The following is a 20,285-nucleotide window of genomic DNA, read 5'->3' as shown; positions in this document are numbered from 1 at the left end:
TCTCCGGAAGTCCTGCGGATTTCACATCACGGCGCCAAGCGCCCAGGGCACGAATTCGTTCTGGCCATAGCCGTGTAGCTCGCTGCGCGTGCGGCGGCCAGACGCGGTCTCCAGCATCAGCCGGAAGATGGCGGCGCCTTTCTGCGCGATGGTCGCGTCGCCATCGAGGATGTCGCCACAGTTGATGTCGATATCCTCGGACTGGCGCTGCCAGAGCGCGTTGTTGGTCGACAGCTTCAGCGACGGCGAAGGCGCGCAGCCATAGGCCGACCCCCGGCCCGTGGTAAAGCAGATCAGATTCGCGCCGCCGGCCACCTGGCCCGTGGCGGAAACGGGGTCGTAGCCCGGCGTGTCCATGAACACTAGTCCATGCGCGCGCACCGGTTCGGCGAACTCGTAGACGTCGACGAGATTGGTCGTGCCGCTCTTGGCCACGGCGCCGAGCGATTTCTCCAGGATCGTGGTCAGGCCGCCAGCCTTGTTGCCGGCCGACGGGTTGTTGTCCATGCTTCCCGCGTTGCGTGCGGTGTAGTCCTCCCACCAGCGGATGCGTGCGATCAGGCGTTCCGCGACGGCGGGGGAAACAGCGCGGCGCGTGAGCAGATGCTCGGCCCCATAGATCTCCGGCGTTTCCGACAGGATCGCGGTGCCACCCTGGGCCACCAGCAGGTCCACCGCGGCACCGAGCGCGGGATTGGCCGTGATACCCGAATAGCCGTCGGAACCGCCGCACTGCAGGCCCACCACGATGTGACTGGCCGGCACCGGCTTGCGCGTGACGCGATTGGCATCGTCGAGCAGGGCTTGCACGATGCCGACGCCACGTGCCACGGTCTTGGCGGTGCCGCCCGTGTCCTGGATATTGAAGCTGTGAAAGCGCGGCCCGTCGACCAGGGCGGCCAGGCCCGGCTCGGCCAGCAGCGCGTCGATCTGGTTGGTTTCGCAGCCCAGGCCCACGACCAGCACCGCCGCAAAGTTCGGATGGCGCGCGTAGCCGGCCAGCGTGCGGCGCAGCACGCGCAGGTTTTCGCCATCGCTGTCGGTGGCGCAGCCCGCGCCATGCGTGAGGGCGACCACGCCATCGACGTTGGGATAGGGCGCCAGCGCCTCGGGGTGGATCTCGCGGCGGAAGTGATCGGCGATGGCGCGCGCGACCGTGGCCGAGCAGTTCACCGAGGTCAGGATGCCGATGTAGTTGCGCGTGGCGACGCGCCCATCGGCGCGCACGATGCCGTCGAACGTCGCCAGCTCGGTGGCCAGGGCGGTGTCGCGGATATCGCTGCCCGACGCATAATCGCGCGCAAAGTCGCCCATCGCCAGGTTGTGGGTGTGCACGTGCTGGCCGGGTGCGATGGGTTGCCGCGCAAAGCCGATGATCTGGTTGTAGCGGCGCACGGGCGCGCCCTCGGCGATGGCACGCACCGCCACCTTGTGGCCCGGCGGCACCATGCTGGCAACGGTGACGCCTTCCTGGTGCAGAACCGTGCCGGGCAATAGCTGGCGGCAGGCGATGACGATATCGTCGGCGGGGTGGATGCGGATGACTGCCGGTGCGGACATGCGCGTCTCCCAGTGCGTCAGTTGGACCAGCCGCCGTCGATGACTTGCGCGGTGCCAGTGGTGAAGGCCGATTCGTCCGATGCCAGATAGACCGCAAGCGCGGCAATTTCCGCGGCGGTGCCGATGCGTCCCATCGGCTGGCGTGCGATGAAGTCGGCTTCCACCTGTGCCAGCGTCTTGCCGCCGGTGGCGGCCTGATTGCCGATGCGCTGGCGCAGCGATGGCGACTCCACGGTGCCGGGACAGATGGCATTGCAGCGGATGCCGCGCGTGATGTAGTCCGCGGCCACGGCTTTGGTCATGCCGATTACGGCGGCCTTGGTGGCGCCATAGACAAAGCGGTTGGGCGCGCCCTTGATGCTGCCGGCCACCGAGGCCATGTTGACGATCGAGCCGCCGCCAGCGTCGAGCATGGCCGGCAGGAACGCGCGCATCATGCGATACATCGCACGGACGTTAAGGTTCATCGAAAAATCGAAGGCGGCCTCGTCGCAGTCGAGAATCGTGCCGTGATGCACAAAGCCGGCGCCGTTGAACAGCACGTCGATGCGGCCGATCTGGCGCGCGGCGGCGTCCACGGCCGCGCCGTCGGTCACGTCGAGCCGCAGCGTCGTGCAGCCGGGCAGGGCGGCCAGCTCCGCCAGCGTCGCGGCGTTGATATCGGCGGCATATACCTGCGCGCCCTCGCGCAGGAAGGCTTCGGCAGTGGCGCGGCCGATGCCCTGGCCGGCGGCCGTGACCAGTGCGATCTTGCCGGCAAGTCGTTGCGACATGGATGGCTCCTTATCCCTTATGCGGGTGTCTTGTCAGGAAAGTCAGGAAACGGTGGCGTGCGTGCGGGCGCGGTGGTCGATCTCGGTCCAGTCCCAATCGATGCCAAGCCCCGGCGAGCTGGGTGCCACGGCATGGCCATTGCTCATTTCCACGCGGCTGTGAGCAATGGCGTCGAGCTGCGGGATGTACTCGACCCAGGGTGCATTCGGCACCGCCGCGCAGAGCGATACATGCAGCTCCATCAGGAAGTGCGGGCAGATCGATACGTTGCAGGCTTCGGCCAGATGCGCCACCTTGAGCCACGGCGTAATGCCGCCGATGCGCGCGACATCGGCCTGCACGATGGAACAGGCACCCTGGCGCAGGTAGTCGGCAAACTGGCCGGCCGAATAGAGCGATTCGCCCACGGCAATCGGCAGGTGAGTCGACGCCGCCAGCCGCACGTGACCGGACAGGTCGTCAGCAGGCAGCGGTTCCTCGAACCACGATAAACCGAGGTCCGCGAAATGCGGCGCGCGGCGGATGGCCTCTGCCGCCGTAAAGCACTGGTTGGCGTCGATCATCAGCGCGAACATGTCGCCCACGGCTTCGCGCACCGCGTGGAGCCGCTCGATATCCTCGGCCAGGTGCGGCTTGCCCACCTTGACCTTGGCGCCACGAAAGCCGGCCTGCTTTGCCGCCACCGTGGCATCCACGAGTTCGTTGCGCGACAGATGCAGCCAGCCGCCTTCGGTGGAGTACATCGGCACGCGCTGCTGTGCGCCACCCGCGGCCAGCCACAGTGGCTGGCCATCGCGACGGCAGCGCCAGTCCCACAGGGCCGTGTCGATGGCAGCCAGCGCGAGGCTCGTGATCGCGCCCACCGAAGTGGCGTGGGTGCTGAACAGCAGGTCGTGCCAGATCTTTTCGATGCGGGCCGGATCGCGGCCGATCAACTGCGGCGCCAGGTGGTCACGCAACAGCGCCATGACCGACGAGCCGCCCGTGCCGATCGTGTAGCTGTAACCCGTGCCCTCGCTGCCATCGTCGCAGCGCAGACGCACGATCGGCGTTTCCTGGGTAATGAACGACTGGATCGCATCGGAGCGTGCTACCGGTGGGGGCAGGTCAACCTGAAACAGTTCAACATGCGTGATGGTTGTCATTTGTTGCCCACCAGGTTCGGCAACCACATCGTGATCTCGGGGATGTAGGTGATGGCAATCAGCGTCAGGAACAGCGGCACCAGCCACGGCAGGATGGCCACGGTCGTGCGTTCGACCGATAGCCGGGCCACGCGCGCCAACACGAACAGCACCATGCCGAGCGGCGGATGCAGCAGGCCGATCATCAGGTTGAGCGTCATGATCAGGCCAAAGTGGATCGGATCGATGCCGAGCTTCAGCACGATGGGCAGCAGGATCGGCACCAGGATCGTGATCGCGGCCGTGGTATCGATGAAGCAGCCGACGATCAGGATCAGCAGGTTGGCCAGCAGCAGAAACACCCATTTGCTCTGCGTGAAACCCAGGATCGCATCGGTCAGTGCCTGGGCGGCCTGGCTGGTGGTCAGCAGCCAGGCAAAGATCGACGCCGCCGTAACGATGAACAGCACGGACGCCGTCGTTTCGATCGTATCGAGGGTGGCTTTGGTCAGCGCGCGGAACGTCATCGACCGGTAGCGCACCAGGCCCAGGAACAGCGCCCAGATCACCGCGGCCACGGCTGCCTCGGTGGGGGTGAACCAGCCCAGCGTCATGCCGCCGATCAGGATCACGGGCGCCATCAGCGCCATCACCGCCGAGAAGTCGAAGTACCAGTCGAGCGCCAGCAGCGCCACCAGCGCGATCATCGCGGCCATATTGGTCGACATGCCGGCCGACACGGCCAGCCAGATTGCCATCGGAAAGGCCAGCACGACGATGATTTCAATGGTGGCCGCGCCGAGCAGTTTCCACGAGAACTCGGTGTCGCCGCCCCAACCGCGCCGGTGCGCGATCCACGCCACGGTGGCCATCATGAACAGCGTCAGCACCAGCCCCGGAACAATGCCCGCCAGGAACAGCGAACCGATCGACACGTTGGCCATCATGCCGTAGATCACGAACGGAAGTGACGGCGGAATGATCGGCCCCAGCGTGGCCGAAGCCGCCGTCACGCCGACGGCGAACTCGGTCTCGTAGCCGTGATCCTTCATGGCCTTGATTTCGATGGTGCCAAGGCCGGCCGCGTCGGCAATGGCCGTGCCGCTCATGCCCGAGAAAATCACCGAGCCGATGATATTGACGTGGCCCAGGCCGCCGCGCATCCAGCCGACCAGCGCCACCGCGAAGTTGTAGATGCGACCGGTGATGCCGGCCACGTTCATGAGGTTGCCGGCCAGGATGAAGAACGGCACGGCCAGCAGCGGAAAGCTCTCCACGCCCGCGATCATGCGCTGGGCCAGAATTACGTCGGGCACGGTGCCGCTTGCCCAGATATAGAACAGCGACGCCAGGGCCATCGACACGGCGACCGGCATGCCAACCAGCATCAGCAGCAGGAACGATGCAATCAGGATCCACATGCTGGTGCTCCCTCAGTTGTCGAACGACTCGAACGCTTCAGGGCGTTCCAGGATCGAATATCCGTTGCGCCAGTTCTGCCATGTGACCTGGATCGACCGCCCCAGCATCAGCACGAAGCCGGCCAGCGTGAGCCAGTACACATGGCCCTTGTTCCAGTCGATGGTGGTCATCGGTTCGTCGCCGACGATGCCGATGTACTTCCAGATCAGGTAGGCGGCATAGGCCAGGAAGGCGGTGCGCAGCAGGTCGACCAGCGTCGACAGCACACGTGCCGGGCCGTGCGGCAGGTAGCGATAGATCAGATCCACCTGGATATGGCGGCTCTTGCGCACACACATCGATGCGCCGATGAAGACCACGCCGATCAGACAGTAGGTAGCCAGTTCCTCGGTCCACGCCAGGGAATCGTTCATCACGTAGCGCGTGAAGAACTGCAGAAAGACCAGGATGGTCATGACCCAGAACAGGCCCACGGTGATCCAGTCCTCGGTGGCGTAGCCGGAGAGGTCCACCGGCTGCGCATCGGCTTCCTCGAAACTGTGGACGATCTCCTCGACGGAGGTCATGTGCGGGCCGCCCTCGGGGGGCGGGGTATCGTTGTCTGGCGGTATCGCTCGGGATCGCATTTCCATGTCTGCAACTCCGTTGTATTGCTGAGGGTGTGCTTGGCTCCCCTCGACCACATGCGGGAGAGGGGAGTCAGACAGGCAAGCCGATTACTTCACCGCCTGGATCTTTTCCCAGTCGGCCTTGCGATAGCCCTGCGATTCAATGCTCACGTTCTTGAGCACCGCGTCCCGGTATTCGGGAATGTTGACCTCGGTCACCGTGATGCCTTTCTGCTTGAACACGGCCACGAGTTCCTTCTCGCGCGCGACCACATCGGCCGTGGCCTTGGTGGCGGCCTCCTGCGCGACGTCCGAGAACATCTTGCGTTCCGGTTCGGACAGCTTCTTCCAGAGCGTGCCGGAGATGATCGTGTTCAGGTGATCGACGATATGACCCGTCAGCACGATGTACTTCTGCACTTCATAGAACTTCTTGGCCTCGATCGTGGTGAGCGGGTTTTCCTGTGCTTCCACGGTGCCGTTCTGCAGCGCCAGGTAGACCTCGGCGAACGCGATCGGCGACGTATTCACGCCGCAGGCACGCGGCATGGCCAGGTATGCCGGCACATCGGGCACGCGCATCTTGAGGCCCTTCATCTCGGTGCAATGTGAGAACGGCTTGTTCGATGTGGACTGCCGCGTGCCGTAGTACGTGGTTGCCACGATGTGGTTGCCGGTCTTCTGCTCGTAGCCGGCCGTCAGTTCCTTGTAGATGTCGCTGCGGGTATAGGCCAGCAGGTGATCGGGGCCGCGGAAGATGTACGGGTAGTAAGTCACGCCAATGCGCGGGAACGACTTGGCTGCGAAGCTGGAGCCCGAGATGATCATGTCCACGGTGCCCATTGCCAGGCCCTGGTTGATATCGTTCTCCTTGCCCAGTTGCGATGCCGGGTAGACGTCGATCTGGTACTTGCCGTTACTGCGCTTCTTGATCTCGTCGGCCGCCCACACCGACCACTTGTGAAACGGCTCGGACGTTTCATAGACGTGTGCCCACTTGAGCTTGATCGGGGCCGCCTGCTGCGCAAGCGCGGGGGTGGCCAGGGTGGCGGCGAACAGCAGGGCCGCACCGAGCATGGACGATAACTGCCGGCGACGAAGCATCATGGGTGTCTCCTTTTTTCGGTGGAAGTGCCGCCGGCCTTATTGTGGTGGCCGGTCGGCGTGCGAGGGCAAACCTCACCCGGTCAACTGCACCTTCGTACTGCGGGATTTGTCGGCCGCCAGCTGGAACGCCTCCACGGCCTGGGCCAACGGCAATTGCGCCGACAGCAACGGACGCACGTCCAGCCGCCGGGCGGTCAGGTACTGCACGGACCAGTCGAACTCGCGGCCAAAGCGGAATGCGCCCACGTAATCGAGTTCGCGCGCCATGATGCTGTTGGCCGGAAAATGCAGGCCCTCGGCCGGCAAGGTGCCGACCTGGACGATGCGGCCGCCACGGCGCGTGGCGGTCAGGCACGTGCCCAGCGACGCCGCGCTGCCGGCGGCTTCCAGGCTTACGTCCGCGATGTCCTGCAATTCGCTGGCCGGTACCTGCGTGGTCAGGATCGTCTGGTCGGCGCCCACTGTCGCCGCCACGTCCAGCGGCCGCTGCGCGATATCGCACACGATGATCCGTGCCGCGCCTGCCAGCCGCGCGGCCATCACGGTCAGGCTGCCGATGGTGCCGCCACCGGTCACCAGCACGGTCTTGCCAAGCAGTTCGCCCGCGCGGTTCACGCCATGCAGTGCTACGGACAGCGGCTCGGCGAATGCCAGTTCGCCCAGTGAGATATCGGCCTCCACCGGTGTCAGCTGCTGCTCGTGCATCAGGAAGTGCTGGCGAAACATGCCTTGCACGTGCGGGAACACGCTGGCGCTGCCCAGGAACCGCATATTGCGGCAGAGGTTGTCGCGCCCGGCGCGGCAGTAATCGCACTGTCCGCATGCGTGAGACGGATTGATGGCCACCTTCATGCCAGGCGCCACGCGCGTGACCGCGCTGCCTACCGCTTCCACGACGCCCGACGCTTCGTGCCCCGGCGTCAGCGGTTCCTTGATGACAAAGGCGCCGACCTTGCCGTGGAAGTAGTAGTGCAGATCCGAGCCGCAGATACCGGCGGCGCCCAGCCGCACCAGCACGTCATGCGCGCCGGGTGTCAACGGTTCGACGTCGGTAAAGCGCAGGTCTTCACTGGCATGGATATGACAGGTCAGGGACATCAGGACTCCTCGCTGAATGCTTTCGCGTCTTTGGCATGGCCTGGCCATGCCGCATAGAAGCGGTTGTGCGATTGCTCCAGGTGGTCGCACATGGCGGCGCGTGCCTCGTCGGGCGCGCCGGAGGCAATGGCGTTGATCACGACACGGTGTTCCGCGATGGCGGCGGCCCAGCTTTCGGCATTCTCGAAGTGGTTGCCGAACTGGGCGAACAGCGGGTTGTGGCGTTCGTCGAAGAGTTCGGCTACCAGGCGCAGCAGCACCGCGTTTTCGGAAACCTCGGCAATGCGCAGATGGAACATGCGGTCGCCGCGCACCGGGATGTTGCCGCCGCCGGCTTCTTCTTCCATTAGCGCGATCGATTCAGCCAGCGCTTCGAGCAGTGGAGGCGTGCAGTGGCGCGCGGCCCCCGCGGCCAGTTCCCCTTCAATGATCTGCCGTGCACGAATCACGTCGAGCGGTGGTGCCGCCTCGATACTGCCCGCGTGCGCCGGGAGCACGGCATCGGCGGCGCAGGCATAGATGCCAGACCCCATGCGGACTTCCACCAGGCCTTCCACTTCCAGCGCAATCAGAGCCTCGCGCACCGACGGCCGCGATACGCCGAGCTGCACCGCAAGGTCACGCTCGGGCGGCAGGCGCGAACCCACGGGGAATTCGCCGCTTTCGATCAGCCGGCGCAACTGGTCGGCAATCTGGCGGTACAGGCGACGCGGTTCGATCTGCTGAAGCGGCATGGGTTTTTCCCCGAGGCAGGCAGCGGACAAATGGTCAAGCGGTCAGACCAATTTCTAGGAGACTTTGCGCGCGCCTTCAAGAAAAAGTTGTGGCGCGCCGCAGCATGCCGCGAGCTGCAATTTGGGTAGACCCTGCGTGCCAAAACTACCTGTCCGCATCGCCCGACAGCGCAATATTTCAATGCAACCCGTGATGAACCTGGGGAAGGCAAATCATTGAATTCATTGAAAAAGCGCGGATCGACCCGGTGCTTTCAAAGGCCGCGCGTTCATGCGGGTCTCGCATTTGCTACTAAGCTTTGTTGGGACTGTCCGGTTCGCGGGCAGTCTGACGTGTTCCATCTGTGAGGAGATCACGATGAAAACGAAGACGTTAATACCAGCCGTCCTGGTCGCCACCGGCCTGCTGGCTGTGCCACTTGCACAGGCCCAGCAGCAACAACCGATGCAAGGCCAGTCGGGTGCCATGCCACCATCGTCCGCGCCAATGCCACCAGCTTCCGGTGGCCGTCAGGCACAGGGCATGTCGCATGGTCAGGGCATGTCGCAGCCGAGCAGCCGCTCGTCGGGCGCTATGGCTCCCAGCCAGTCAGCCGGTTCGCAACCGATGGGCGCACAGTCGCCATACGCGCCGCAGAAATGGAACAAGGGCGACAAGTTGCCGACCGAATTCCGTGACCGGCAGTACGTGATCGATAAGTACAAGGATTACAACCTGCCCGCGCCCAAGAAGGGCTATCACTGGGTGGGCGTTGGCGCCGACTACTACCAGGTGTCGTCGAACGGCACGATCTATTCGGTTGGGCCGGGAGGTAGTTAATCGGGGGCGTGAGGAATGGGAAGAAAAACGCGCCGTGGTCTCCACGGCGCGTTTTTTTATTGCGTGCGCTCAGTCCGGCAGGGCGTCGTACGTCACCAGGAAGACCTGGTCGTCACCGGCGCTGACCGAGAGCCAGACGATGTCGAGTTCGGGGAACGCGGCCTCGACGTATTTGCGCTCGTTGCCGATTTCCACCACGAGCACGCCGCCCGGGTTCAGGCGCTTTTTGGCGCCGGCGACGATCCGGCGCACCACGTCCATGCCGTCGTCGCCACCGGCCAGCGCAAGGCGCGGCTCGGCCAGGTACTCGGCCGGCAGTTCACGCATCGACTGCTCGTTGACGTACGGCGGATTGGTCAGGATCACGTCATATGCAGCGCCCGATGGCAGCGGCGCGTACAGATCGCCTTCATACAGCGAGATGCGATCTTCCATCTTGTAATCGGCCACGTTGCGGCGGGCCACGGCCAGCGCATCGGACGAGATATCGACCGCATCAATCCGGGCGTTCGGCCAGACGTGCGCGGCGATGATCGGCAGGCAGCCCGAGCCGGTACAGAGTTCCAGCACCGGGCCGATCTGCTCGATATCGCCCAGCCACGGCTCCAGGCCGTCTTGCAGCAATTCGCCGATAAAGCTGCGCGGCACGATCACGCGCGAATCCACGTAGAAGCGCAGGCCGTGCATGAACGCCTCGTGCGTGATGTACGCGGCCGGCACGCGCTCGGTCACGCGACGGTCGATCACCTTCAGCACCGCGTCGACTTCCTCGGGCAGCAGGCGCGCATCGAGAAACGGATCGAGCGTGTCGAGCGGCAGGTTCAGCGTATGCAGCACCAGATAGGCCGCTTCGTCATAGGCGTTGGCGCTGCCGTGTCCGAAGGACAGCCGGGCGGCCGTAAACCGGGAAACCGCCAGGCGCAGCAGGTCGCGGACGGTCTGGAGAGGGGAGGTGGTTGCCATGTGCGGGTCCTGCTTGTCAGGCGATCAGGCGTTCGAGCACGCCACGGTAAACATTCTTGAGCGGTTCGATGAAGCGCACTTCCACGTGTTCGTCGATCTTGTGGATGCTGGCGTTCGGCGGGCCAAATTCGATGACCTGCGGGCAGATCTTTGCGATGAAGCGGCCATCGGAGGTGCCGCCCGTGGTCGACAGTTCGGTCGTCACGCCGGTCTCGGCGGCGATGGCTGCCGCCAGCGCTTCGGAAAGGTCGCCACGCGGCGTCAGGAATGGCTCGCCACCGAGCGTCCAGTCCAGCGTGTATTCCAGGCCATGCTGGTCCAGGATGGCATGCACGCGCTGCTTCAGACCGTCCGGTGTGCTGGCCGTCGAGAAGCGGAAGTTGAAGTCGATGGTCACGTGACCCGGAATCACGTTGGTGGCACCGGTGCCCGCGTGGATATTCGACATCTGCCACGTGGTGGGCGGGAAGTACTCGTTACCCTGGTCCCATGTCTCGCCCACCAGCGCGGTCAGTGCCGGCGCAGCCAGGTGGATCGGATTGCGCGCCAGGTGCGGATAGGCGATATGGCCCTGTACGCCCTTGACGGTGAGCTTGCCCGACAGCGATCCGCGGCGGCCGTTCTTGACCATGTCGCCCAGCGTGTCGACCGAGGTCGGCTCGCCAACCACGCAGTAGTCCAGGCGCTCGCCACGGGCCGTCAGCGCTTCCACCACCTTCACGGTGCCGTCGTGCGCGGGGCCTTCCTCGTCGCTGGTGATCAGGAACGCGATCGAACCGGCGTGGTCGGGATGCTTGGCGATGAATTCCTCGCAGGCCACCACGAAGCCGGCAATCGACGTCTTCATGTCGGCCGCGCCACGGCCGTAGAGCTTGCCGTCGCGCTGCGTCGGCTCGAACGGGTCTGACGACCACTGTTCCAGCGGGCCGGTCGGCACCACGTCGGTGTGGCCGGCAAAGGCCAGCAGCTTGCCCGCCGTGCCCTGCGTGCCGCGTTTGACCGCCCACAGATTGGTCACGCGGAAGGTGTCAGGGCCGCTGACGATGTTCTCGCAGGTAAAGCCAAGCGCGTTCAGGCGCGCCTCCAGCACGGACTGGCAGCCTTCGTCGGCAGGGGTGACCGAGCGGCGGCGCATCAGGTCTTCGGTCAGGGCAAGGGTCGGATTCATGGGGCAGGGTGGAGCAAATAACGTCAGAACAGCGAGGCGTAGTTGTCAGCGGAAAAACCCACGCTGACCTTGCCATCGCGATCCAGTACCGGGCGCTTGATCAGCGACGGGCTGGTCTGCATCAGGGCAACGGCGCCGGCTTCGCTTTCGGCCTTCGTCTTGTCGGCATCGGAGAGCGCGCGGTACGTCGTGCCTTTCTTGTTCAGCAGCGTGGCCAACGGCACGTGCTTGAGCCAGGCGCGCAACATCTTCTCGTCGACGCCTTGCTTCTTGAAATCGTGGAACGTGTAGTCGACGCCGTTCGACTCCAGCCAGGTGCGGGCCTTCTTGACGGTGTCGCAGTTGGGAATGCCGTAGAGCAGGACGGTCATGGTTCGCTGAATCGAAAATGGGTTAGCGGAACAGCAGGTTGATCGCGATGACCAGGCCGCCCAGGCCCATTGCCACGCCGGTCATGGCGACGGCCGTCATCAGGCGCAGGCGGCGGTCCAGGCGCGCGGCTTCGCGGCGCAGCGCTTCGATCGTGATCGCATGTTGTTCAGCCAGCAGCTTGACCGCTTCGGCCTGCTGCACGGCGGCCGCTTCCAGCTCCGCGATGCGCGCGGCCGGGTCGCGCACTTCCGCCGCGTCGGGCGCGGTGGCGTCATCCTTGCGCTTGCCTTTCTTGAGTTTCTCGATGGTCTTGTTGGCCTGTTCGAGAATGGTGGGAAGCAGGGAAAGCACGGTACTGACAGTGGCGGGGTCGAGGGCCATGAGTCGCTTGCGGAGGGATGGCATCGGCAGGGGTCGGGCGCTGCCGCCAGGCGAACCCGGCGGCAGGTTGAGGCGTGACGATCAGTCGCGCAGCAGGTCGTTCAGGCTGGTCTTGGCGCGGGTTTGCGCGTCCACCTTCTTCACGATCACGGCGCAGTACAGGCTGTACTTGCCGTCCTTCGACGGCAGGTTACCCGCCACGACCACCGAACCGGCGGGCACGCGGCCGTAGTGGATCTCGCCCGTTTCGCGGTCATAGATCTTGGTCGACTGGCCCAGGTACACGCCCATCGAAATCACCGAGTTCTCTTCAACGATCACGCCTTCCACAACTTCCGAACGGGCGCCGATGAAGCAGTTGTCTTCGATGATCACCGGGTTGGCCTGCAGCGGCTCCAGCACGCCGCCGATGCCCACGCCACCCGACAGGTGCACGTTCTTGCCGATCTGGGCGCACGAACCGACGGTGGCCCAGGTGTCGACCATCGTGCCTTCGTCCACGTAGGCGCCGATGTTCACGTACGACGGCATCAGCACGGCGTTCTTGGCGATGAACGAACCGCGGCGGGCCACGGCCGGCGGCACCACGCGGAAGCCTGCCTTGGCGAAGTCGTCCTGGCTCCAGTTGGCGAACTTGGTCGGCACCTTGTCGTAGAACTGGGCAAAGCCGCCGGCGCTCATCGGCGCGTTGTCTTCCAGGCGGAACGACAGCAGCACGGCCTTCTTGATCCACTGGTTGACGATCCAGTCCTTGCCTTGCTTTTCGGCCACGCGCAGCGCGCCGGAATCGAGCTGCGAAATGACGTTGGCCACGGCTTCGCGGATATCGTTCGGCGCGGACTTCGGCGACAGGCTGGTGCGGTCTTCCCAGGCCTGGTCGATCAGGGCTTGCAGAGCTTGCGTCATGATGATGTTCTCAGTGGTGATTTGTGTGAGAGATGCGGCGCCGGATGCAGCAGCCCCGGCGCCAGGGCATTCGATCGGTGAAGCAGGGTGAAGCGTTTGCGCCGGTTCAGCCCAGCGACTTGCAGAATTCCACAATCCGGCGAGCGCCCTCCAGGCATTCGTCGGGCGTGGCCACCAGTGCCATGCGCACGCGGTTCTTGCCAGGGTTCACACCATAGGCGTCGCGCGCCAGATAGCTGCCCGGCAGCACGGCCACGTTCTGCTCCGCCAGCAGGCGCACCGCGAATTCGGTGTCGCCCAGTCCGGTGCGCGAAACATCGGCCCACAGGTAGAACGCCGCGTCGGGCAGCGCCACGTCCAGCACTTCGGCCAGCAGTGGCGTGACTTCGGCGAACTTGCGTACATAGGCGGAGCGGTTGTCGCGCACGTGGGCCTCGTCACTCCACGCGGCCACGCTGGCGGCCTGTACGGCCGGGTTCAGCGCCGCGCCGTGGTAGGTACGGTATAGCAGGAATTTCTTCAGGATCGCGGCATCGCCGGCCACAAAGCCAGAGCGCAGGCCGGGCACGTTCGAACGCTTGGACAGGCTCGAGAACATCACCAGGCGGTCAAAGCCGCGGCCCAGCTTGTGGGCGGCCTCCAGCGCGCCAAGCGGCGGCGTGGCTTCGTCGAAATAGATCTCGGAATAGCATTCGTCCGAGGCAATCACAAAGCCATAGCGGTCCGACAGCGCGAACAGCTGCTTCCAGTCTTCAAGCGACAGCACAGCGCCGGTCGGATTGCCCGGCGAGCAGACATAGAGCAGTTGCACGTGCGGCCAGACTTCGGCATCGATCTGGTCGAAGGCCGGCGCGAAATTGCGCGCGGGATCGCTGTTGGCGAATACCGGGCGGGCGCCGGCCAGCAGGGCCGCGCCTTCGTAGATCTGATAGAACGGGTTCGGGCAGAGCACCAGCGGATTGGGCTGGCTGGCGTCGATGACGGTCTGGGCAAATGCGAACAGCGCTTCGCGCGATCCGCTGACCGGCAGCACCTCGGTGGCGGCGTCGACCTTCGGCAGGCCATAGCGGCGCTCCAGCCAGCCGGCGATGGTCTGGCGCAGATCATTGGTCCCGGCCGTGGCGGGATAGACCGCCAGACCCGAAAGCGATGCGGTCATCGCATCCTTGATGAACTGCGGCGTCGGGTGCTTGGGTTCGCCAATGCCAAAGCTGATGGCCGGCTTGTCGGCCGGTTTCACGTCGGCCACCAGCACGCGCAGTTTCTCGAAAGGGTAGGTCTGGAGCAGGTCGAGGCGCGGATTCACGGTGGCAGGCGGGGCGACGTTGAAACCCAGCAGTATATCGCGCCGGGCACATCACCGGAAAGGACGGGAGGCGGCCGTGGGCGCCCGCCGGCCGGGCCGGGGCGCCATGACGCTGGCGCCTCGATTCTGCTCTGTTTCAGATACGTCTCATTTCCCTTGTGTCCCCGAGCGGCCAGACTGTCCTTCCGACGACGTCTTGAGCGATACCGAAATGACCACCTGGAACGGAGATTGGAGGATGCAGGACCACGCGATCCGGATTTTTTGCGCGGTGTCCTGCAGCTTGTTGATTATCGTGGCCTTTTCAAGCTACGAGCGCGTGCTGGCCCTGCAGCGGAATCTCGATATTTTCACGTATGTGGGTACCGCGGCAACGCTGGTTGGTTTGATTGTCGCCATATGCGAGGTGCTGAACGGGCTTCGGGTGTCCCGCTCCATCCAGAAAGAGGCGCAGTCAATGTTGTCCCATGCCAACCTTGTGGACGCCGCGGCAGGTATTAGTCAGTGCCTTGCGGCATTGGATGACGTGTTGTCGCATGTGAATCTCGATGACTATCGATATGCCTGGAGTTGTTTCGTTCATTTCAGGAAAACGTGCGTGAAGATATTTCCGCAGCTATTGGCCGACGAAGATCGGGATGGGCTAAATGCGTTTGGCCAGATCGAGGCCGTGTTTTCCTACGCGTTGAATCGCGGTGTGCCAGGCTATTTGTCGAAGGGCCAGAAAATAGAACTGGTCAAGAAGTTGCTGCAGGTGAAGCAGGAAATCGAAACAAGCAACCCAGCCGGGAGAAAAATCGATGTTGCCGTGTAGTGTTTCCAATATGCTGATTCGTTTGCGCGAGAAAACCGAAAGAGGCGAACTGGTATGGCATTTCGATGATATGAAGTCGGCAGTGCTGGCGGACTTGCCAAAATTCGAAGTCCAATTACGCTACAACTACAGTCTTTCGGAACAGGTGCCGGAATTCCGGGTTGGATTTTCCAGGAAGTCGACCGGGGCGGACTACCATTTCTGGACAGACGAGCGCTGCGGGGATTATCAGGTGGTGCGGCGCCTTTATGATTGCGCGCTGGCGTCGGAGTTGGAGGCCGATTTTGAATTGGACTGAGGGCGGCGCCGGTGAGACTGGCGGGTGGTCGGCCTGGGAAACACAACCAGGCCGACGTCCAGCACTGTCGGTTGGCAGATCAATACAGCATCACCCGCGACACCATCGCCACAATCGGCCGCCTCACCATGTTTTCCAGCCGCGCATGCAGGTGCAAGGGGCGCAGCAGCATCTTGACGGTCATTTCGATGGGAAGATGACGGCGTACCACGGCGCTGCACATTGAGTTAAGCGCGCGGACTTCGCGTTCCTGTACGTCTTCCCGGTTCTGCTCCACGCGCAGGACATTGCGCAGCGCAATCTCGGCGTCCTCGTTCTTGATTTCGAGCAGCCGGCGCGCCAGAGCCGACAACACCTTGCCGCGGCCCAGTTTTTCATGGGCGTTCAAGGTATTGAAATAGCGGAAGAAATGCTTGTAGTGACGTACCTCGTCATTGGCGATGCGCTTGGTCAGTGCGCGGAGCACCGGTTCGTCGCTGGCCTGCTCCAGCGCCCGGTAGTAGGTGGCCGTACCGGTCTCCACCACGCAGCGGGCGGCCATTTCCAGCGCTAGCGTCGGCTCGAAGTTGTCGATCGAGCAGGTGGCGCGGTACTCCTCGAAAAATCGGCGGTAACCACGTTCCCAGTCGAATTCGGGCCAGACATGCTCAACGTAGCGGCGTAGCGCCAGGCCGTGCTGTAGTTCCTCGCGCTCCCAGTGCTGAGACAGCCATTCGGCCGCATCGGGGACGCCGGCGTAGTACTGGGCGAGGTTGCCTGCGTAGGTATCCGAACCGCTCTCAATGAACGAGGCGCCGGTGAGCAGGTAGAAGAGCGTGCGGTTCTCGCGCACGCTGGAGACGTTGATTGCAGCGTAATCGATGTCGTCTATTGACCACGGTGGGTCGCCCGGCACTTCGGCCGGTGGTGTTGGGGGCATGCTCGGTCCTCCTGCATCAGTGCGACGGGGACAGCGCTTGCCGGAGGGGTCTCCAGCGTCACGCCAACATCTGCAAAGACTAGCACTAACCCTGACAAGTTCCACGGCGCCACGCCAGTGTGACGTTTCTATGAAACACCCCAGGTGGCTGGAAAGTGCTTGCAGAAACGCACGCAAGCTACGGAAATACAAAGATTTTCCGGGGCGGGCAAGGGTGGCTTCGTGGTGAGTGCAACGGTGGAGAAAGCGGCCGATGCATGGATCGGCGATGGTATGATTAGCGCCAATCTATCGGGCACCAAGGGCAGTTTGCGGCGCAGGCGTCACGCCTTGCCGTGTGCTCCGGCGTGGACCCGGCGTTTCCAATTTCGTATCGCCCAAACCACACGACAACCGTGCGACTGTCCTCGATCAAGCTGGCGGGCTTCAAGTCCTTCGTCGATCCCACCAATTTTCAAGTGCCTGGCCAACTGGTCGGCATCGTAGGTCCCAACGGCTGCGGTAAATCCAACATCATCGACGCGGTGCGCTGGGTGCTTGGCGAATCACGTGCGTCGGAGCTGCGTGGCGAGTCCATGCAGGACGTGATCTTCAACGGCTCGACCGCGCGCAAGCAGGCCGGCCGCGCCAGCGTCGAACTGGTGTTCGACAATGCCGAGGGCCGGGCCGCCGGCCAGTGGAGCCAATACGCCGAAGTGGCGGTCAAGCGCGTGCTGACGCGCGATGGCACGTCGTCTTACTACATCAACAACCAGGCGGTGCGCCGCAAGGATATCCAGGACATCTTCCTGGGCACCGGCCTGGGCCCGCGCGCATACGCGATCATCGGGCAGGGCATGATCTCGCGGATCATCGAGGCCAAGCCCGATGACATGCGGATCTTCCTGGAAGAAGCCGCCGGTGTCTCGAAGTACAAGGAGCGCCGCCGCGAGACCGAGAACCGGCTGGGCGACACGCGCGAGAACCTGACTCGCGTGGAAGACATCCTGCGCGAACTGGGCAACAACCTCGAAAAGCTCGAAGGCCAGGCCGAGGTGGCGCAGCGCTTCAGGCAACTGCAGTCCGAAGGCGAGGAAAAGCAACACCTGCTGTGGCTGCTGCGCAAGCGCGAAGCCCAGGCCGAGCAGGAACGCCATGCCCGCGCCATCGACCAGGCACAGATCGACCTCGAAGCACAGACCGCGCAACTGCGCCACGTGGAAGCCGAGCTCGAAACGATGCGCGCCGCGCACTATGCGGCGTCCGACGGCATGCACGCCGCGCAAGGCGCGCTCTACGAGGCCAATTCCGAGGTCAGCAAGCTCGAAGCCGAGATCCGCTATGTGGTGGAATCGCGCAACCGTCTGCAGGCGCAGATCGCCGCATTGACGGCGCAGCGCGAGCAGTGGCAGGGCAAGGCCGACCAGGCGAACGACGATATCGCTCAGGCAGAGGAAGACCTGGCGCTGTCGGAGGCGCGCACGATCGAAGCCCAGGACACCGTGGCCCAGAAGAGCGACGAGCTGCCGACGCTGGAAGCGCAGTGGCGCGATGCCCAGCAGAAGCTCAACGATCAGCGCAGCGGCATCATGCAGGCCGAGCAGGCGCTGAAGCTCGAAGCGGCGCACCAGCGCAACGCCAACCAGATGCTGCAGCAGTTGGAGCAGCGCAAGGAGCGTCTGAAGGGCGAGGAGCAGGGACTGGATCGCCCCGACGAGGTGCGGCTGGAAGAGTTGCGCATGGACCTGGCCGAGCAGGAGGCGACGCTCGAGGAATCCCAGGCATCGCTGATGGACGCCGAGGAGGCCGTACCGCGCCTGGACACGGAGCGGCGCACCGCGCAGGAGCGCGTGCAGAGCGAAGCGGCCGCGATCGCATCGCTCGACGCCCGTCTGGCGGCACTGCGCCAGCTACAGGAAAACGTCCAGACGGACGGCAAGGTGCAGCCGTGGCTGGAGCGCCACGGCCTGGCCGAACTGCCGCGCCTGTGGAAGAAGGTCCATATCGAGCCGGGCTGGGAAAACGCGCTGGAATCGGTGCTGCGTGAGAAGCTCGCTGCGCTGGAAGTGTCGAACCTGGACTGGGTCAAGGGTTTCCTGTCCGACGTTCCTCCGGCCAAGCTCGCCTTCTACACACCGCCGCCGGCCGCGCGGCCCGTGGAGGCGCCCGCCGGGCTGCGTCCGCTGATGGCGCTGGTGCAGATCACCGAGCCAGGCATTCGCGCCGTGATGCAGGACTGGCTGGCCGATATCTACACGGCCGCCGACATGTCGCAAGCGCTGGCGGCCCGCAATACGCTGCCCGACGGCGCCCAGTTCGTGGTGGCCGAAGGCCATCTGGTGGGCCGCAACGCGATCCAGATCTACGCCGCGGATTCCGAGCAGGCGGGCATGCTGGCACGCGCGCAGGAAATCGAAAACCTGCAGAAGCAGTCGCGCGCCCAGCTGCTGTTGTCCGATGAAGCCAGATCGCAGGCTGTGCGCGCCGAAACGGCGTACACCCACGCGAGCACGACGCTGATCGAGGCGCGTGCGCGCGCCGAGCAGGCAACGCGCCGCGTGCATGGGTTGCAGATGGACGTGCTGAAGCTGTCGCAGGCGATGGAGCGCTTCTCGGCGCGTAGCGGTCAGATCCGCGAGGAACTGAACGAAATCGACGCCCAGATCGACGAGCAGCGCGCGATCCGTGCCGAGTCCGAAGCGAGTTTCGAGCAGCACGATACGCAACTGGCCGAGCTGCAGGCGTCGCATGAAGACCAGCAGATGGCCTTCGACGGTCTGGACACAAAGCTGACCAACGCGCGTCAACAGTTGCGCGATCTGGAACGCGCCGCGCAGGAAGCGGTGTTCGCCGAGCGCAATCTGGCTGGTCGGATCGACGAGCTGCGCCGCAATATTCAGATGGCTGCCGACCAGAGCGAGCGCGTGGCGGAAACGCTGGAAAACGCGCGTGCCGAGCTGGAAACGATCAACGAGCAGACCGCCAACACGGGCCTGCACGAAGCGCTGGAAGTGCGCGCCGAGAAGGAGCAGAAGCTGTCGGCCGCGCGCATCGAGCTGGACGCGCTGTCGGCCCAGCTGCGCCAGTTCGACGAACAGCGCCTGGCCGCCGAGCGCAGCCTGCAGCCGCTGCGCGACCGTATCACCGAATGTCAGCTCAAGGAACAGGCGGCACGCCTGAACCAGGAGCAGTTCACCGAGCAACTGGCGACGGCGGAAGTCGATGAGGCCGCGCTGGCCGAAAAGCTGGTCGGCGACCTGAAGCCGTCGTACCTGCAGGGCGAAGTGACGCGCCTGAACAATGCGATCAACGCGCTGGGTCCCGTCAACATGGCCGCCCTGGACGAACTGGCCGCGGCACGCGAGCGCAAGACGTTCCTGGACGCGCAGACGGCCGACTTGACCGACGCGATCAACACGCTCGAAGACGCCATCGCAAAGATCGACCAGGAAACGCGCGCGCTGCTGCAGGGCACGTTCGATCAGGTCAACTACCATTTTGGCGAGCTGTTCCCGTCGCTGTTCGGCGGTGGCCAGGCCAAGCTGATCATGACCGGCGAGGAAATTCTCGATGCCGGCGTGCAGGTGATGGCGCAGCCGCCAGGCAAGAAGAATTCGACGATTCACCTGCTGTCCGGTGGCGAGAAGGCGCTGACCGCCATTGCCCTGGTGTTTGCGATGTTCCAGCTGAACCCGGCACCGTTCTGTCTGCTGGACGAGGTGGACGCGCCGCTGGACGACGCCAACACCGAGCGCTACGCGAACATGGTGGCGCGCATGTCGGACAAGACGCAGTTCGTATTTATTTCTCACAACAAGATTGCGATGGAGATGGCCCATCAGCTGATTGGCGTGACGATGCAGGAGCAGGGTGTCTCGCGGATCGTGGCGGTGGACATGGATGCAGCCGTATCGATGGCGGAGGCCGCTTAA

19 protein-coding genes are annotated in these 20,285 nt (G+C 64.2%); 4 read left to right on the top strand and 15 right to left on the bottom strand.

Translation table 11 applies throughout. From position 1 onward, the window contains the following. Positions 1-21 precede the first annotated feature (21 nt). From AC3FLX_RS26010 to AC3FLX_RS25975, 8 genes are all read right to left on the bottom strand, one after another. Entirely contained in the window at positions 22-1,560 is a 1,539-nt protein-coding gene (locus tag AC3FLX_RS26010; protein ID WP_488700221.1) for a UxaA family hydrolase, read from the bottom strand. 17 nt (positions 1,561-1,577) lie between these two features. Beyond that, positions 1,578-2,333 carry an SDR family oxidoreductase gene (locus AC3FLX_RS26005; protein WP_488700220.1) on the bottom strand — a complete coding sequence of 252 codons (756 nt, stop codon included), beginning with the start codon at positions 2,331-2,333 and terminating at the stop codon, positions 1,578-1,580. Positions 2,334-2,375: 42 nt separating this feature from the next. Further along, on the bottom strand, positions 2,376-3,479 hold the full coding sequence (locus AC3FLX_RS26000) for a mandelate racemase/muconate lactonizing enzyme family protein (protein WP_488700218.1): 1,104 nt from the start codon (positions 3,477-3,479) through the stop codon (positions 2,376-2,378). Beyond that, positions 3,476-4,879, bottom strand: a complete 1,404-nt coding sequence (locus tag AC3FLX_RS25995) for a TRAP transporter large permease (RefSeq protein ID WP_488700217.1) — start codon at positions 4,877-4,879, stop codon at positions 3,476-3,478. The genes AC3FLX_RS26000 and AC3FLX_RS25995 overlap by 4 nt, the downstream gene beginning before the upstream one ends. A 12-nt stretch (positions 4,880-4,891) precedes the next feature. Continuing rightward, the gene (locus AC3FLX_RS25990) at positions 4,892-5,512 is read right to left on the bottom strand and encodes a TRAP transporter small permease (RefSeq protein ID WP_488700216.1); all 621 of its coding nucleotides are present in this window, start codon (positions 5,510-5,512) and stop codon (positions 4,892-4,894) included. 84 nt (positions 5,513-5,596) lie between these two features. Beyond that, a complete protein-coding gene (locus AC3FLX_RS25985; protein WP_488700308.1) occupies positions 5,597-6,592 on the bottom strand; it encodes a sialic acid TRAP transporter substrate-binding protein SiaP in 996 nt (331 codons plus the stop codon). Positions 6,593-6,667: 75 nt separating this feature from the next. Continuing rightward, positions 6,668-7,693 carry an L-idonate 5-dehydrogenase gene (locus AC3FLX_RS25980; RefSeq protein WP_488700215.1) on the bottom strand — a complete coding sequence of 342 codons (1,026 nt, stop codon included), beginning with the start codon at positions 7,691-7,693 and terminating at the stop codon, positions 6,668-6,670. Continuing rightward, entirely contained in the window at positions 7,693-8,427 is a 735-nt protein-coding gene (locus tag AC3FLX_RS25975) for a FadR/GntR family transcriptional regulator (protein ID WP_488700214.1), read from the bottom strand. Before AC3FLX_RS25975 ends, AC3FLX_RS25980 begins: the two co-directional genes overlap by 1 nt. A 358-nt stretch (positions 8,428-8,785) precedes the next feature. Between AC3FLX_RS25975 and AC3FLX_RS25970 the strand changes: the two genes are divergently transcribed. Beyond that, complete coding sequence (locus AC3FLX_RS25970; protein WP_488700213.1) at positions 8,786-9,247, top strand: RcnB family protein; 462 nt, start codon at positions 8,786-8,788, stop codon at positions 9,245-9,247. A 69-nt stretch (positions 9,248-9,316) separates the two neighbouring features. Here the strand turns inward: AC3FLX_RS25970 and prmB are convergent, their stop codons facing one another. From prmB to dapC, 6 genes are all read right to left on the bottom strand, one after another. Then, positions 9,317-10,210, bottom strand: a complete 894-nt coding sequence (gene prmB / locus AC3FLX_RS25965) for a 50S ribosomal protein L3 N(5)-glutamine methyltransferase (RefSeq protein ID WP_488700212.1) — start codon at positions 10,208-10,210, stop codon at positions 9,317-9,319. A 16-nt stretch (positions 10,211-10,226) separates the two neighbouring features. Continuing rightward, positions 10,227-11,378, bottom strand: a complete 1,152-nt coding sequence (gene dapE, locus AC3FLX_RS25960) for a succinyl-diaminopimelate desuccinylase (protein ID WP_488700211.1) — start codon at positions 11,376-11,378, stop codon at positions 10,227-10,229. A gap of 23 nt (positions 11,379-11,401) precedes the next feature. Continuing rightward, positions 11,402-11,749: an arsenate reductase gene (locus AC3FLX_RS25955; RefSeq protein ID WP_488700210.1), complete on the bottom strand. Its 348-nt coding sequence runs from the start codon at positions 11,747-11,749 to the stop codon at positions 11,402-11,404. Between the two features lie 22 nt (positions 11,750-11,771). Further along, the gene (locus AC3FLX_RS25950) at positions 11,772-12,155 is read right to left on the bottom strand and encodes a hypothetical protein (protein ID WP_488700209.1); all 384 of its coding nucleotides are present in this window, start codon (positions 12,153-12,155) and stop codon (positions 11,772-11,774) included. A gap of 57 nt (positions 12,156-12,212) precedes the next feature. Next, on the bottom strand, positions 12,213-13,037 hold the full coding sequence (gene dapD, locus AC3FLX_RS25945; protein ID WP_488700208.1) for a 2,3,4,5-tetrahydropyridine-2,6-dicarboxylate N-succinyltransferase: 825 nt from the start codon (positions 13,035-13,037) through the stop codon (positions 12,213-12,215). 106 nt (positions 13,038-13,143) lie between these two features. Then, complete coding sequence (gene dapC, locus AC3FLX_RS25940) at positions 13,144-14,343, bottom strand: succinyldiaminopimelate transaminase (RefSeq protein WP_488700207.1); 1,200 nt, start codon at positions 14,341-14,343, stop codon at positions 13,144-13,146. Between the two features lie 211 nt (positions 14,344-14,554). Here dapC and AC3FLX_RS25935 point away from each other — a divergent pair, with 211 nt between their 5' ends. Further along, complete coding sequence (locus AC3FLX_RS25935; RefSeq protein WP_488700206.1) at positions 14,555-15,157, top strand: hypothetical protein; 603 nt, start codon at positions 14,555-14,557, stop codon at positions 15,155-15,157. Positions 15,158-15,167: 10 nt separating this feature from the next. Then, positions 15,168-15,455 carry a hypothetical protein gene (locus tag AC3FLX_RS25930; RefSeq protein ID WP_488700205.1) on the top strand — a complete coding sequence of 96 codons (288 nt, stop codon included), beginning with the start codon at positions 15,168-15,170 and terminating at the stop codon, positions 15,453-15,455. 79 nt (positions 15,456-15,534) lie between these two features. On the opposite strand, the gene AC3FLX_RS25925 is transcribed toward AC3FLX_RS25930, so the two are convergent. Further along, positions 15,535-16,374 (bottom strand): ferritin-like domain-containing protein, encoded by an 840-nt coding sequence (locus AC3FLX_RS25925; protein WP_488700204.1) that lies wholly within the window; start codon positions 16,372-16,374, stop codon positions 15,535-15,537. 395 nt (positions 16,375-16,769) lie between these two features. On the opposite strand from AC3FLX_RS25925, the gene smc reads away from it, so the two are divergent. Continuing rightward, complete coding sequence (gene smc, locus AC3FLX_RS25920; protein ID WP_488700203.1) at positions 16,770-20,285, top strand: chromosome segregation protein SMC; 3,516 nt, start codon at positions 16,770-16,772, stop codon at positions 20,283-20,285.

The sequence above is a fragment of the Cupriavidus sp. 291-E7 genome (assembly GCF_057798835.1).
The sequence above is the reverse complement of the archived record's forward strand: the minus strand, read 5'-3'. Positions and strand labels throughout refer to the sequence as shown.

Bases quoted from the DNA above. Each gene is read 5' to 3' on its own strand.
- AC3FLX_RS26010 (WP_488700221.1), bottom strand. From the start codon at position 1,560: ATGTCCGCACCGGCAGTCATCCGCATCCACCCCGCCGACGATATCGTC.
- AC3FLX_RS26005 (WP_488700220.1), bottom strand. From the start codon at position 2,333: ATGTCGCAACGACTTGCCGGCAAGATCGCACTGGTCACGGCCGCCGGC.
- AC3FLX_RS26000 (WP_488700218.1), bottom strand. From the start codon at position 3,479: ATGACAACCATCACGCATGTTGAACTGTTTCAGGTTGACCTGCCCCCA.
- AC3FLX_RS25995 (WP_488700217.1), bottom strand. From the start codon at position 4,879: ATGTGGATCCTGATTGCATCGTTCCTGCTGCTGATGCTGGTTGGCATG.
- AC3FLX_RS25990 (WP_488700216.1), bottom strand. From the start codon at position 5,512: ATGGAAATGCGATCCCGAGCGATACCGCCAGACAACGATACCCCGCCC.
- AC3FLX_RS25985 (WP_488700308.1), bottom strand. From the start codon at position 6,592: ATGCTTCGTCGCCGGCAGTTATCGTCCATGCTCGGTGCGGCCCTGCTG.
- AC3FLX_RS25980 (WP_488700215.1), bottom strand. From the start codon at position 7,693: ATGTCCCTGACCTGTCATATCCATGCCAGTGAAGACCTGCGCTTTACC.
- AC3FLX_RS25975 (WP_488700214.1), bottom strand. From the start codon at position 8,427: ATGCCGCTTCAGCAGATCGAACCGCGTCGCCTGTACCGCCAGATTGCC.
- AC3FLX_RS25970 (WP_488700213.1), top strand. From the start codon at position 8,786: ATGAAAACGAAGACGTTAATACCAGCCGTCCTGGTCGCCACCGGCCTG.
- prmB (WP_488700212.1), bottom strand. From the start codon at position 10,210: ATGGCAACCACCTCCCCTCTCCAGACCGTCCGCGACCTGCTGCGCCTG.
- dapE (WP_488700211.1), bottom strand. From the start codon at position 11,378: ATGAATCCGACCCTTGCCCTGACCGAAGACCTGATGCGCCGCCGCTCG.
- AC3FLX_RS25955 (WP_488700210.1), bottom strand. From the start codon at position 11,749: ATGACCGTCCTGCTCTACGGCATTCCCAACTGCGACACCGTCAAGAAG.
- AC3FLX_RS25950 (WP_488700209.1), bottom strand. From the start codon at position 12,155: ATGCCATCCCTCCGCAAGCGACTCATGGCCCTCGACCCCGCCACTGTC.
- dapD (WP_488700208.1), bottom strand. From the start codon at position 13,037: ATGACGCAAGCTCTGCAAGCCCTGATCGACCAGGCCTGGGAAGACCGC.
- AC3FLX_RS25935 (WP_488700206.1), top strand. From the start codon at position 14,555: ATGACCACCTGGAACGGAGATTGGAGGATGCAGGACCACGCGATCCGG.
- AC3FLX_RS25930 (WP_488700205.1), top strand. From the start codon at position 15,168: ATGCTGATTCGTTTGCGCGAGAAAACCGAAAGAGGCGAACTGGTATGG.
- AC3FLX_RS25925 (WP_488700204.1), bottom strand. From the start codon at position 16,374: ATGCCCCCAACACCACCGGCCGAAGTGCCGGGCGACCCACCGTGGTCA.